Annotated in this window: 12 protein-coding genes; 7 read left to right on the top strand and 5 right to left on the bottom strand. The window is 62.2% G+C overall.

Annotated elements, in window-relative coordinates; all coding sequences use genetic code 11:
* Window positions 1-252 precede the first annotated feature (252 nt).
* The 3 genes from CK486_RS01380 to CK486_RS01390 all read left to right on the top strand — a co-directional run bounded on the left by CK486_RS01380 (window position 253) and on the right by CK486_RS01390 (window position 1,696).
* The gene (locus CK486_RS01380; protein ID WP_095938491.1) at window positions 253-711 is read left to right on the top strand and encodes a YkvA family protein; all 459 of its coding nucleotides are present in this window, start codon (window positions 253-255) and stop codon (window positions 709-711) included.
* Between the two features lie 149 nt (window positions 712-860).
* Window positions 861-1,226 carry a hypothetical protein gene (locus CK486_RS01385; protein ID WP_095938492.1) on the top strand — a complete coding sequence of 122 codons (366 nt, stop codon included), beginning with the start codon at window positions 861-863 and terminating at the stop codon, window positions 1,224-1,226.
* Window positions 1,223-1,696 carry a sel1 repeat family protein gene (locus CK486_RS01390; RefSeq protein WP_095938493.1) on the top strand — a complete coding sequence of 158 codons (474 nt, stop codon included), beginning with the start codon at window positions 1,223-1,225 and terminating at the stop codon, window positions 1,694-1,696. The genes CK486_RS01385 and CK486_RS01390 overlap by 4 nt, the downstream gene beginning before the upstream one ends.
* A 12-nt stretch (window positions 1,697-1,708) precedes the next feature.
* Here the strand turns inward: CK486_RS01390 and CK486_RS01395 are convergent, their stop codons facing one another.
* Together CK486_RS01395 and CK486_RS01400 are read right to left on the bottom strand one after the other, a co-directional pair.
* Window positions 1,709-3,457: a bifunctional diguanylate cyclase/phosphodiesterase gene (locus CK486_RS01395; RefSeq protein WP_095938494.1), complete on the bottom strand. Its 1,749-nt coding sequence runs from the start codon at window positions 3,455-3,457 to the stop codon at window positions 1,709-1,711.
* A gap of 85 nt (window positions 3,458-3,542) precedes the next feature.
* Complete coding sequence (locus CK486_RS01400) at window positions 3,543-5,624, bottom strand: carboxy terminal-processing peptidase (RefSeq protein WP_095939032.1); 2,082 nt, start codon at window positions 5,622-5,624, stop codon at window positions 3,543-3,545.
* Between the two features lie 131 nt (window positions 5,625-5,755).
* Between CK486_RS01400 and CK486_RS01405 the strand changes: the two genes are divergently transcribed.
* From CK486_RS01405 to CK486_RS01425, 4 genes are all read left to right on the top strand, one after another.
* On the top strand, window positions 5,756-6,718 hold the full coding sequence (locus CK486_RS01405; protein WP_095938495.1) for an NAD(P)H-quinone oxidoreductase: 963 nt from the start codon (window positions 5,756-5,758) through the stop codon (window positions 6,716-6,718).
* 134 nt (window positions 6,719-6,852) lie between these two features.
* Window positions 6,853-7,416, top strand: coding sequence for an alkyl hydroperoxide reductase subunit C (gene ahpC / locus CK486_RS01410; RefSeq protein ID WP_095938496.1), 564 nt, complete (start codon window positions 6,853-6,855; stop codon window positions 7,414-7,416).
* A gap of 243 nt (window positions 7,417-7,659) precedes the next feature.
* Window positions 7,660-9,213 carry an alkyl hydroperoxide reductase subunit F gene (gene ahpF, locus CK486_RS01420; RefSeq protein WP_095938498.1) on the top strand — a complete coding sequence of 518 codons (1,554 nt, stop codon included), beginning with the start codon at window positions 7,660-7,662 and terminating at the stop codon, window positions 9,211-9,213.
* A gap of 135 nt (window positions 9,214-9,348) precedes the next feature.
* Window positions 9,349-10,194, top strand: a complete 846-nt coding sequence (locus tag CK486_RS01425; protein ID WP_095938499.1) for a hypothetical protein — start codon at window positions 9,349-9,351, stop codon at window positions 10,192-10,194.
* Here the strand turns inward: CK486_RS01425 and CK486_RS01430 are convergent.
* The 3 genes from CK486_RS01430 to CK486_RS01440 all read right to left on the bottom strand — a co-directional run bounded on the left by CK486_RS01430 (window position 10,191) and on the right by CK486_RS01440 (window position 12,354).
* Window positions 10,191-11,060: an ABC transporter substrate-binding protein gene (locus tag CK486_RS01430; RefSeq protein WP_218192077.1), complete on the bottom strand. Its 870-nt coding sequence runs from the start codon at window positions 11,058-11,060 to the stop codon at window positions 10,191-10,193. The two genes, CK486_RS01425 and CK486_RS01430, sit on opposite strands and share 4 nt — an antisense overlap.
* Before the next feature lie 77 nt (window positions 11,061-11,137).
* Window positions 11,138-11,599: a DUF1456 family protein gene (locus CK486_RS01435; RefSeq protein ID WP_095938500.1), complete on the bottom strand. Its 462-nt coding sequence runs from the start codon at window positions 11,597-11,599 to the stop codon at window positions 11,138-11,140.
* A gap of 44 nt (window positions 11,600-11,643) precedes the next feature.
* Entirely contained in the window at window positions 11,644-12,354 is a 711-nt protein-coding gene (locus CK486_RS01440) for an rRNA pseudouridine synthase (protein WP_095938501.1), read from the bottom strand.
* Window positions 12,355-12,392 lie beyond the last annotated feature (38 nt).

Genomic DNA, 12,392 nt, shown 5'->3' on the forward strand with positions numbered 1-12,392 from the left:
GTTACGGTTATGCACATTCAGCGGTTACCGGTAAATGCTGACACTGTGGCGTCGGTTCAAGTTGTTACATGATTTATAAGTTGTTGATTTTAAATGGCTTTTGTTGCTGAGCAAAAAACGCGCGATCTGTCCTGAAGCCGCGTGGTGTCTCGCTCGCAGCGATTCATTCAACATCTGCTCACAGACTTATCCACAGCTTCGGTGGATAACGTCAGCCAGCCCGCCAGGCATGCGGGGAGGAGAAAAGACCACATGGCGATGCCTCTGAATTTTTCCCGTTACCTGCACATTGCACAGGCGTTTCTCGCGCGTGGCCGATTGCCGGCGCTGTTGCTGGCAGTGACACGCAAGGCGAGTAAAGGCGGATTGCGCATGCGTCCGTTGCAGGATGATCTCAAGCTCATGCGCGCACTTTGTGTGGCCTGGTGGCGTGGCGAATACCGCGAGGTGGATCGCCAGACCTTGCTCGCAGTCATGGCTGCGCTGGTGTACTTCATTACCCCTGTCGATGCAGTGCCGGATTGGGTTTTGATGCTGGGTTTGCTGGATGACCTGGCCGTGCTCGGCTGGGTGTTGCGGCGCTGGCGCAGTGAACTGGATACCTTCCGTGGCTGGTATGACACTCAGCCCCGGCAAAGGCAGCAGATGCTGCAGCAACTGCCCGAGCTGCCGGAGCGAGTGGTGGCGGAAAACCCTCCGGTGAACAGCTAGACTGTGCACATGGGCGGCTGAGAGCTGTATGGCATTTGCCGGCTTTCTGGCCTGTTAACATGCAGGCCGGAAGGGCGCTGAGGTACAGGGAGTAGAGGCATGAATGCACTAGCGCGTGTAGGGGTTGAACAGTGGCGGAGGGCTGGCGAATGAGCGTACGCATCAGTCGTCAGCACTGGCAGGCGCTGCTCGATGAGCTGGATGATGCCCGGCGTCAGCGCCATCTCCTGACCTACAGGGCGCTGGTCGAGCGTCTGCAGCTGCCGACCCCGGCGATGCAGACCCTGACGGCCGCTCTGGAACACCTGGCCGCGCTTGATGCGCGTGCCCAGCGGCCAATGCGCAGTGCTCTGGTGATCAGTCAGGGCGCCAGTCGTTTGCCGCGCCCGGGTTTCTTCGAGTGCGTGGTCCGTCTCGGACGCTTTCAGGGCCCGGTCGACGGACTGGCCGCTGCCGCCTGGCATGCGGCCGAGGTGGCACGAGTGTTTGAATTCGATTATCGCGAGGCGGCATGAAAGTTTGGTGGCATCTGCGGGCGCTGTGTGGGTATTGGGTGGCGCGCCGTTTGTTTGCCTGGCGCTGGCTGGTTGCTCAGCCCCGTGCCTGGACATGGATGCAGGGGCAATATGCGCGCATGGCCGCGCTCGGCCACGTCGGGGCGCAATCCTTCTATGGTCATCTGCTGTTGTTCCGCGGCCAGGGCTTTGGTGTGCGCGGCGAAGCCTTGCGTCTGCTCAAGGCGGCGGCAGAAGCTGGCGACGGCAAGGCGGCCTATCAGGTCGGCCGACAACTGCTTGCCGGCGATGTGCAGGAAGCGGCCGATGCTACTCAGGCGGCGCACTGGTGGGTGTTGGCCGCCGAGTCTGGCCATGCGCTGGCGGCCCACCAGCTGGCTGAGCTGTACCGTTCCGGCCAAGGCAATCTGGCCGCCGATGCGCAGGCTGCCGAGCTCTGGCAGCGGCGGGCCACCGAACTGGGGCTTTAGAGCCCAGGGTCCTCAGGCCGCCTGAATCACATGCAGGCTGTAACCCGGAATCGCCTTGGCCTGCCGTTTGGCTTCCGATGCCAGGCTGGCGAGCTGGTCTGCATCGAGGTTTTCGCAGGCCGCGCCCGTTAACTGCACCACGCCCAGCGATAGCGACAGCAGCGGATACTCTTCGCGTTGTCCCTGGCGGTTGCGTGCAATAAAACAGCCGGCCAGCAGGTCCTCTGGCTTGTAGAAACGTCGGCACTGGCTCTGGAAGTCTTCCAGCAGGCGGTTGAGGCGGGCGCGCCAGTCGGCTGAGCCGAGCACCAGCATGAAGTCATCACCGCCGATATGGCCGACGAAATCGCGGCTGGGGTCTACCGCCTCGTTCAGGCATTGCGCCAGACATAGCAGCACTTCGTCGCCGCGGGCATAGCCGTACAGGTCGTTGAACGGCTTGAAACTGTCGATGTCGACGTAGCAGATGACCGCATCGCGACTCTGCTCCAGCAGGCGTGTGAAGCATTGCTGGATCGGCACGTTACCCGGCAGCAGGGTCAGCGGATTGGCGTGACGTGCCTGCTGGATCTTGCGTTCGGTGATCAGCTTGAGCACGTCGATTACCCGGCCCAGACCGCAGTACTGGCCCTGGCGAGTGATGATGAAGTCTTCTTCGATGCGCTGGCGCGCACGACTGGTCAGCAGGCGGCTGACCTGTTGCAGCGACTGGCTCAGCTCCACGGCCAGGTAGTCGCTGCTCATCAGGCGACTGATGGGTTTGCGTGCCAGCAGGTCGGTGGCAAAGGGTTTGAGCAGGGCGTCGGAGAGGCTGTGGCGGTGAATGATGCCCACTGGTTGCAGGGCTTCATCGAGCACGGCCAGTGAATTGAGATTGGCCTGGGCGCGAAAGGCTTCGAGTACACCGGCAATTGGCGTGTTCTGATCAACGGCCGGCTGCTCCAGCAGCAGGGCCTGCAGGTCACCTGTGTCTTCGCCGAGGCTCGACTGGCTGGCACTCAGCAGTGGCAGCAGACCGCCGATCTCGCGCGGCGGTTTTTCCTGAGGCCGGCAGAGCAGGTAGCCCTGCACCAGATCGACGCCCATCTCCACCAGCACGGCCAGCTCTTCGGCCAGCTCGATGCCTTCGGCGATGACCTGAGCGCGCGAGGCGCGGGCCATCTTCAGAATCGACTCGACGAACTCGCGTTTGACCGCATCCTGGTGAATGCCGTCGATGAAGTGACGGTCGATTTTCACATAGTCGGGGCGCAGCTCGGACCACAGGCGCAGGCTCGAGTAACCGGCACCGAGGTCGTCCAGGGCAATGGAGAAGCCCATGGCGCGGTAGTGGTGCAGCGCGTTGTCGAGCAGGCTGAAGTCTTCGGTCGGTGATTGCTCGGTCAGCTCGATCACCACCCGGTCCGGGGCAATGCCCAGGTCCTGCAGCAGGCGCCGGGTCCGCCCGGGCTGATGCCTTGGATCGAGCAGCGACTCCGGCGAGACGTTGAGGAACAGCTTGCCGTCCAGCTTGAGGTTGTCGAAGCGCAGGCAGGCATTGCGTCGGCAGGCCTGCTCCAGTTCGCTCAGGCGACTGGCGTGGCGGGCCACGGCGAAGAGCGTCAGCGGTGAGTGCAGCGGGCTGTTCGAGGGGCCGCGGGTGAGGGCTTCATAGCCGTGGATGCGCCGTTCCGATAGCGACACTATGGGTTGGAAGAGCGTGTGCAGATCGCCACTGGCGAGAATCTGCTGCAGCGCGCTGAGCTGCTCGGTGACCGTCATGATGCAATCCGCAGGCGAAAAAAACGGGGGCCGGTGTGACCGGCCCCCGCATTTCAGCGCAGCGATATGACTGTCTGATGACAGATCAGTGCTTGGCCAGGCTGTTGGACAGCCCCAGGTAGTCGATGAGGATCTTGCCGGTTTCGGCCAGGTAGGCGTCGTCTTCCGGGGTCGATTTGTCCGGCTCGGCTGCAGCGGCCTCCTCGTCCTCCTCGCTCTTGATTTCCTTGAGCAGCTCCTCGCCCTTGGCCTTGCGCCGGGTGTTTTCCAGCGCCAGCTGTTGCTGTTCGATGCTCAGTTGCAACTGGCGCCGCTCGGATTCCTCCAGCGGTACGCTGGTGTCCTTCATCAGGCGCTGGGCCAGGGCCAGACGTTCGCGGGTGAAGACAAAGTCCGGGTCGTTGGCGGTACGCGCCTCATGGCGGGCAGTCAGCTCGCTGAGGAAGGGCTTGAACGGATCACTGACCGGCTTGACTACCGGGCGGATGCTGTCCCACGGCAGGGCTTCGGGCAGTGCGCTTTCGCCGATTTCATGGGTGTCGACCATGGACGGGTAGGCGATATCCGGAAGCACGCCCTGGTGTTGAGTGCTCTGCCCGGACACGCGGTAGAACTTGGCCAGTGTCAGCTTCAGTTCGCCGTGGTTGAGCGGCTGCACGGTCTGCACCGTACCTTTGCCGAAGGTCTGGCCACCGATGATCAGGGCGCGGTGGTAGTCCTGCATGGCGCCGGCGAAAATCTCCGAGGCCGAAGCGGACAGACGGTTGACCAGCACGGCCATCGGGCCGCGGTAGAAAACGCCGCTGTCCTCGTCGTTGAGCACGTCGACGCGGCCATCGCTGTTGCGGACCAGCACCGTCGGGCCCTGATCGATGAACAGACCGGTCAGTTCGGTGGCTTCCTGCAGGGAGCCGCCGCCGTTGTTGCGCAGGTCGATAACCACGCCGTCGACCTTTTCCTTTTCCAGTTCACCAAGCAGGCGCTTCACGTCGCGGGTGGTGCTCTTGTATTCGGGATCGCCGGCGCGGTAGGCCTTGAAATCCAGATAGAAGGCGGGAATCTCGATGACGCCGAGTTTGTAATCGCGACCGTCGTGGTTGAGCTTGAGCACCGACTTCTTCGCTGCCTGCTCCTCCAGCTTCACCGCTTCGCGGGTGATGCTGATGATGCGGCTGGTCTGGTCGCTCGGGGCGTTGCTGGCCGGAATCACTTCCAGACGCACCAGCGAGCCCTTCGGACCGCGGATCAGCTTGACCACCTCGTCCAGGCGCCAGCCGATCACGTCGACCATTTCCTTGTTGCCCTGAGCGACGCCGATGATCTTGTCGGAGGTGTGCAGCTGCTTGCTCTTTTCCGCCGGGCCGGCCGGCACCAGGCGCATCACCTTCACGTACTCGTTGTCGTTCTGCAGCACGGCACCGATACCCTCGAGCGATAGGCTCATGTTGATATCGAAGTTTTCCGCGTTATCCGGCGACAGGTAGTTGGTGTGCGGGTCGTAGGTCTGGGCAAAGGCGTTGATGTAGGCCTGGAAGACGTCCTCGCCCTTGGTCTGCTTGAGGCGCTTGAGCTGATTCTCGTAGCGCTTGGTGAGCAGCTCCTCGATGGCCTTGGGTTCCTTGCCGGCAATCTTCAGGCGCAGCACTTCATCCTTGAGTTTTTTGTGCCAGAACGCATCCAGCTCGGCGACGTCCCTGGCCCAGGGGGCCTTTTCGCGATCGGTTTCCAGGCGTTCGCTGACGCTGAAGTCGAGCTTGTCGACGCCCTGATTGAGCAGGCCCAGGGTGTATTCGATGCGCCCACTCAGGCGCTCGAGGTGGCGCTTGTAAATGGTAAAGCCAGGCTCTAGGTCGCCGCTCTTGAGGAAGTCGTCGAAGCGCAGGCGCCAGGCATCGAACTCCTGGATATCGGCGGCGGTGAAGTACATCCGCGCCGGGTCCAGCAGCTTCAGGTAGCTCTCGTAGATCATCTGCGAGCGCGCATCATTGAGCGGCGGCTTGTTGTAGTGGTGACGCTTGAGCAGCTCCACCACGTTCAGGCTGGCGATCACCTGCTCGCGGTCGGGCTCCAGGTAGTCCCAGTTGGTTGTGCCGGGGCTGGCCCACAGCGACAGACTGCTCAGGCTGAGAACGAGTGACAGGGTGGAACGGGTGAGGATGCGCTTCATGCTGAATTCGACGTCGTGGCGGGCTTGCCGCATAGTGGGCCGCAGAGAATGTCGGCCGGGGTTGTCGCGTCCTGCGACGACTCGTCCGACTTTCCAGTCGGTACCGGGGACAAAAGAACTATGGGGGCACTGTGAAGGCATTGCAAGGCGTCAAGGGCCAGTTGCACTGGCAGGAACAACCCAGCGAACCACTGGCTGCAGGGCAGGTCAGGATCAAAGTGGCGGCAGCCGGGCTAAACCGGGCTGACCTGCTGCAACTGGCCGGGCACTATCCGCCGCCGCCCGGAGCTCCCGGGACGCTGGGGCTGGAGTGCAGCGGAATCATCAGTGAAGTGGGGGCCGGTGCCAGCTGGCAGGTGGGTGAGCGGGTCTGTGCTCTGCTCGCCGGAGGCGGCATGGCCTCGGAGGTCGTGGTCGACGCCCAGCACGTGTTGCCGGTACCCGAAGGCATCAGTCTGGCCGAGGCGGCGGCATTGCCGGAGGTGTATGCCACCGCCTGGCTCAATCTTTACCGTCTGGCGGCCCTGCGTCCGGGCGAGAAGGTGCTGCTGCATGCCGGGGCCAGTGGCGTCGGCACGGCGGCTATCCAGCTGTGCAAGGCCTTTGGCAATCCGTGCTGGGTCAGTGTCGGCTCGGCCGAGCGCTTGCAGCATTGCCAGAAGCTGGGTGCCCGTGGTGGCGTGCTGCGCGGTGAAAACCTGCAGGGCCTTCGTGACTTTTCGCCTTTCGACGTGATTCTGGATCCGGTCGGGGCGGCTTATGCGGCGCTCAATCTGCAGTTGCTGGCGCTGGACGGGCGCTGGGTGAATATCGGCCTGATGGGCGGGCGCGAGGCTCAGCTGGATATGGCGCTGCTGCTGGGCAAACGCATCCAGCTGACAGGCTCGACGCTGCGCAACCGCGACGAGGCCTTCAAGGCCGAGCTGGTCAGCGAGCTGGCGCGTGAAGTCTGGCCACTGTTTGCCCGTGGACAGCTCACGCCACAACTGGAACAGGTCTATCCGGCTACCGAGGCGGAGGCTGCCTTTGCTAAGCTCGCCAGCAATCAGGTGGCAGGCAAGCTGGTGTTGTGCCTCGACGATAGCCTGAGCTGATCATCCGCTGGCGGTGATTGGCAGAAACAATCACCGTCATCGTTTCAATCAATGGGCCAAGAAAGCCGATGGGGCCTATTATCCTCCCCGTCAACTTTCAACCGCACATTTCAACCCTCACAAGGAGTTCACTGATGTCTCTGATCAACACTCAAGTTCAGCCGTTCAAGGCCAATGCTTTCCACAACGGCAAGTTCATCGAAGTCACCGAGCAGTCCCTGAAGGGCAAGTGGTCGGTACTGATCTTCATGCCGGCAGCATTCACCTTCAACTGCCCGACCGAGATCGAAGACGCCGCCAACAACTACGCCGAGTTCCAGAAGGCCGGTGCCGAGGTCTACATCGTTACCACCGATACCCACTTCTCGCACAAGGTATGGCACGAGACTTCCCCGGCTGTCGGCAAGGCTCAGTTCCCGCTGATCGGCGACCCGACCCACGTGCTGACCAACGCCTTCGGCGTGCACATTCCGGAAGAAGGCCTGGCCCTGCGCGGCACCTTCGTGATCAACCCGGAAGGTGTGATCAAGACCGTGGAAATCCACTCCAACGAAATCGCCCGTGACGTCTCCGAGACTCTGCGCAAGCTGAAAGCTGCTCAGTACACCGCTGCTCACCCGGGCGAAGTGTGCCCTGCCAAGTGGAAAGAAGGCGAGAAGACCTTGGCTCCGTCCCTGGATCTGGTTGGCAAGATCTAAAAACGGCCGGAAAGCTACTGCACTTGCTGTGGCGTTGTTGAAATCAGGCTCGGGCTGCTCATTTACAGCTCGTAAACTCCGCGCCCTCGCCTGATTTCGCCTAGCCCCAGCTTCGTTCGCGACGCTTTCCAATCCGTTTTACCGCGCTTGGAGTCGTAACCCGACTCAGACAAGTGCCCGAACGCCCGGGCGCGATCCGTCCGGGCGTTTGTTTGTCCGAAATTTGCTTTGAGGAACCCCGTCATGTTGGACGCCACTCTGAAATCCCAGTTGCAGGCCTACCTCGAGAAGGTCACCCAGCCGTTCGAGATCGTTGCTTCCCTCGATGACGGCGAGAAATCCCAGGAGCTGCTCGGACTCCTCAACGATATCGTCGGCCTGACCGACAAGATCACCCTGCGGACTGATGGTAACGATGCACGCCGTCCGTCTTTCGCCCTGAACCGTCCGGGCGCCGATATCGGCATTACCTTCGCCGGTATCCCCATGGGCCACGAGTTCACCTCGCTGGTGCTGGCACTGCTGCAAGTCGGTGGTCATCCGTCCAAGCTGGACGCTGAGACCATCGAACAGATCAAGAGCATTGAAGGGAAGTTCGAGTTCGAAACCTACTTCTCGCTGTCCTGCCAGAACTGCCCGGACGTGGTCCAGGCGCTGAACCTGATGGCGGTGCTCAACCCCAATATCCGCAACGTGTCGATTGACGGCGCGTTGTTTCAGGAAGAAGTCGAGCGTCGCCAGATCATGGCGGTGCCGAGCATCTACCTGAACGGCGAGGTCTTCGCTTCCGGCCGTATGGAAGTGAAGGAAATCCTCGCCAAGATCGATACCGGTGCGGCCAACCGCGATGCCGAGAGAATGAGCGCCAAGGAAGCCTTCGATGTGCTGGTCATTGGTGGTGGCCCGGCTGGCGCTGCGGCGGCTATCTACGCCGCGCGCAAGGGCATCCGCACTGCCGTCGCCGCCGAGCGTTTCGGCGGCCAGGTGCTCGATACCATGGCCATCGAGAACTTCATTTCGGTGAAGGAAACCGAAGGGCCGAAACTGGTGCGCGCCTTGGAAGAGCACGTGCGTGAATACGAAGTCGACATCATGAACCTGCAACGCGCCTCCGCCCTGGTTCCGGCCAGCGCCGAAGGTGGCCTGCATGAAGTGAAGTTCGACAATGGCGCCAGCCTCAAGGCCAAGACCGTGATCCTCTCCACCGGTGCGCGCTGGCGCGAGATGGGCGTGCCCGGCGAGCAGGAATACAAGGCCAAGGGCGTGTGCTTCTGCCCGCACTGCGACGGCCCGCTGTTCAAGGGCAAGCGCGTGGCGGTCATCGGTGGCGGCAACTCCGGTGTGGAAGCGGCGATTGATCTTGCCGGTATCGTCAGTCATGTGACCCTGCTGGAGTTCGCCGACACCCTGCGTGCCGACGCCGTGCTGCAGAAGAAGCTGTACAGCCTGCCCAACGTCACCGTGATCAAGAGCGCGCAGACCACCGAAGTGGTGGGCGACGGTCAGAAGGTTACCGGTCTGGTATACAAGGACCGCACCAGCGAGGCGCTGCATACCGTCGAGCTGGAAGGCATCTTCGTGCAGATCGGCCTGCTGCCCAACAGTGACTGGCTCAAAGGCACCGTGGAGCTGAGCCGCTTCGGCGAGATCATCGTCGACGCCAAGGGCGCCACCAATATCCCCGGCGTGTTTGCTGCCGGTGACGTGACCACCGTGCCGTACAAGCAGATCGTCATCGCCGTGGGCGAGGGGGCCAAGGCTTCGCTGAGTGCCTTCGATCACCTGATCCGCAGCTGATAACGCGCTGCAAGGCAAACCGGGGGCGGACTGGTGTGAACCAGCCCGCCCTCGGCGTTTCTGCGACGCCGCTACACATAGGCCCGAAGCGGTACTCGGTGTACGCTTGGCCAATCATTGTCGTGGAGTTGCACCGTGTCTGCTGCCTCATCCCTTGCTGCGCAGATTGCCCTGATCGAGAAGAAGCGGGCAGTGCTGCTTGGCCTGACCCAGCTGGTGATCAGCCTTGAGCGACTGCATGCTTCGCTTGAGGCGGTACTACTTCTTGGCGGTAACCGTCAGCAACTGACTGAAGCCGAGTTGCGCTCGGTTGAAATCATTCGTCAGCGTGTGGCCAGTCTGAGTGATACGGAACTCAGGGCCGCCGTGCTCAATCTTGATGGGTTGGTCAGCGACAGCCTGCTCAACCTCAGTCGTCTGGCCCTGCAACTGGTGGATGATCCGCTGGTGCGCCTGGATCAACTCGAGTCCATTCACCCGCAGGTCAATACCTTCAACCGGAATGCGCGAACGGCTATCGCTTTGCGCGCTTTGCTGGCCAAACGTGGGGAGGTAGTAGCTGCCCTGCATCTACCTTTGCCCCGTTTGGCGATCCAGCAGCGACTGCAACAGGTTGATGCACGAGAGCAGGTGATTCGCCAGCGAGTTGTCGAGCACATCAACGAGATGCGATGTGATATTGCGCAGGTTCTGAACAACCCCGAGTGTTCGGCAGCACAACGTACGATGTATGAAGTTCTGGACCAGTCTCTGGCTGATAACCTCGCGCACATTCAGGCAGGGCTGAGCCTCAGTGAACTGCCTGTAATGATTGAGGATATTGAAGTGGTTGAGGCCGACCACATGGCTGTCCAAGAGTCGCAACCAGTGGATGTTCCCGACGCTCCGAAGCTGACCCCGGATGCCGGAAGCCCGGGGCTTGTGCGTCGGGTACGCGATTGGTTGAACGCTCCGTGGAATTCCGGCAGCTGGCGGCGCTAAGGTTTGAGCAGCTGTTCGCGGCTCAGCCATAGCTCTTTGCGTTGTAGTGGGGTGGCTTTTGGCAAAAGCGGGTTTCTCAACTCGATCAGATGGCGCTCGGAGAGTCGCGCGCGCTTCAGCGCCTCGCCGTGGTAGTTCAAGAACAGCTGATCAAAGGAGCCGTCTGCCCGTGCTTTCTCCAGACCTTGCTGCAGTTCTTCGGCCAATGTCTGGTTGTCGGGGGCGACGAAAAAGTAGAAGGCCGTCGGGTAGAGGAGCAGCAGGTTAGGGTCGACCTGCAGTGCACTGTTCTGTGGTTGATCAGCCTCTTCCCAGATTTCCAGCAGCGAGCGGGGGAAGTATTCGAAGCGTCCTGCTTCGAGCATCCTGAATAGGCTCGGGTAGCTGGCGCTGGTGACCACGGGCAGGCCGTTTTCACTGAGGATCTGGGTATCCGGCCAGTCATGGCCCTGGCCGGCGCGCAGTTGTGTCAGGTCTTGCAGATCGTCGACGGCCGCCAGCGGCTGGCGCGCCTGCTTTTTCACCAGAGCCAGGCGCCAGCCGAGCAGGCCCTTATCCAGCGGGAAGCGGATTGGCCGCAGCTGAGCTTCACGCTCGTTGCTGGTCATGCTCCAGACCACATCCACGCTGCGGTTCTGCTGCAGCTCGCGCAGGGCGCGGCTTTGCTCCATATGGTGATCCGAAGGCAGCAACTGGCGTGAGCTGCCTGCCTTGTCCAGCGCCAGCTGCAGGAGTGCCAGGATGTAGTCGTTACGATGCTCCAGGCCGGGCAGCGGGCGCGGATAGCGCAAGTGCTCGGCGGCCTGCAGCGGGCTGACCGCCAGCAACAACAGCAGGAGGATGTGGAAACGCAAGACGGTGCGCACGTGGCCAGTTCCTTGGCGATGAGCTTTGCCGTGAGTATGTCTGGCCCTTGCCGGCAAGGCGTTGGCCGAGTTGCCAGTCAGCGGCGCTCGCGCAGGGTCAGCCCCTTGAGGAACTTGCGCAGCAGCTGGTCGCCGCACGGCCGGTAGTTGTGGTGGCCGGGCTTGCGGAACAGGGCACTGAGTTCGGGTTTGGACAGCGGAAACTCGGCGGCGTCGAGGATGGCGTGCATGTCTTCTTCCTTGAGTTCGAAGGCCACGCGCAGCTTCTTCAGGATGGTGTTGTTGCTCAGCGGCAGTTCCAGCGGCTGCGGCGCACGGCTGTCGTCACGCCCGCGACGATGAACGATCAGGCCGTCGAGCACAGAGCCCAGCACCGCATCGCTGCAGGGCACAAAGCCCTCTTCATCGTCATTGCACAGGTAGGCCGCAATGGCCTCGCTGCTGATGCCGGCATCGGCCAGTTGGGCAATGGCGGCCAGTTCGGCGTCACTGATGTCGAGCAGGTAGCGCAGGCTGCGCAATACGTCGTTGGGGAGCATGAGGTGTCCTGAAAGGGGGAGGCGAAAGGTTGCCGGCGTAAAGGTCAGAAACGCTCGCTGGCGCCAAGGTAGCGCCACTGGCCGAGCGGCAGCTTACCCATGGCCACGCCGCCGATACGGATGCGCTTCATAGCCGTGACCTTGAGGCCGACGCTGTCGCACAGACGCACGATGATTGCGGGGGCGGGGTTCTTCAGGGCGATACGCAGGTGGGTCTCGTTCTGCCAACTGGCTTTGACCTTGGGCAGTACCTCACCGCGGATGGTTTGCACCTGGCTCAGGCGCTTGAGGCCGTCGGCGGCAATCTGGCCGATCACCTCGACGATGTATTCCTGTTCCAGCTTGGCCGCATCGTCGTTGAGCTTGCGCAGGGTGCGCCAGTCCTGGGTGAACACCAGCAGGCCGCTGGCCCCGGCCTGCAGTGGCAGGCAGGTCTGCTGGCGGGCGAAGTGGCTTTTCAGCGTGCGCTGATCGCTGGGCTGTTCGGCCCAGCGGCTCTCCGGGGTGATCAGGCTGAGGGCCTGTTCAGAGTGCTGCGCGGGCGGCTGGTTGAGCAGCAGGGTGACCGGCTCGCTCGGTGCGGCCACGGCCCCGGGCAGCAGCTCGACCTTCTGTGTCTGCACCATGAACTGCGGCGCATCGACGACCACACCATCCACCGTGACCCAGCCACCCTCGATGTACAGCTCCGCCTCGCGGCGCGAACAGCCGAGCAGCTCAACCAGGCGTTTGGACAGGCGGATGGCTTCAGACATGGTGATGACCTGGAAAAAGGGCGGTCATTGTACCCGGC

Source organism: Pseudomonas sp. HAR-UPW-AIA-41, from assembly GCF_002304225.1.
Taxonomy (GTDB): Bacteria; Pseudomonadota; Gammaproteobacteria; order Pseudomonadales; family Pseudomonadaceae; genus Aquipseudomonas.

Excerpts from the sequence above, each read along its gene's own strand:
- CK486_RS01435 (WP_095938500.1), bottom strand. The coding sequence starts at position 11,599 with ATGCTCCCCAACGACGTATTGCGCAGCCTGCGCTACCTGCTCGACATC.
- ahpC (WP_095938496.1), top strand. The coding sequence starts at position 6,853 with ATGTCTCTGATCAACACTCAAGTTCAGCCGTTCAAGGCCAATGCTTTC.
- CK486_RS01390 (WP_095938493.1), top strand. The coding sequence starts at position 1,223 with ATGAAAGTTTGGTGGCATCTGCGGGCGCTGTGTGGGTATTGGGTGGCG.
- CK486_RS01400 (WP_095939032.1), bottom strand. The coding sequence starts at position 5,624 with ATGAAGCGCATCCTCACCCGTTCCACCCTGTCACTCGTTCTCAGCCTG.
- CK486_RS01380 (WP_095938491.1), top strand. The coding sequence starts at position 253 with ATGGCGATGCCTCTGAATTTTTCCCGTTACCTGCACATTGCACAGGCG.
- CK486_RS01440 (WP_095938501.1), bottom strand. The coding sequence starts at position 12,354 with ATGTCTGAAGCCATCCGCCTGTCCAAACGCCTGGTTGAGCTGCTCGGC.
- CK486_RS01395 (WP_095938494.1), bottom strand. The coding sequence starts at position 3,457 with ATGACGGTCACCGAGCAGCTCAGCGCGCTGCAGCAGATTCTCGCCAGT.
- ahpF (WP_095938498.1), top strand. The coding sequence starts at position 7,660 with ATGTTGGACGCCACTCTGAAATCCCAGTTGCAGGCCTACCTCGAGAAG.
- CK486_RS01385 (WP_095938492.1), top strand. The coding sequence starts at position 861 with ATGAGCGTACGCATCAGTCGTCAGCACTGGCAGGCGCTGCTCGATGAG.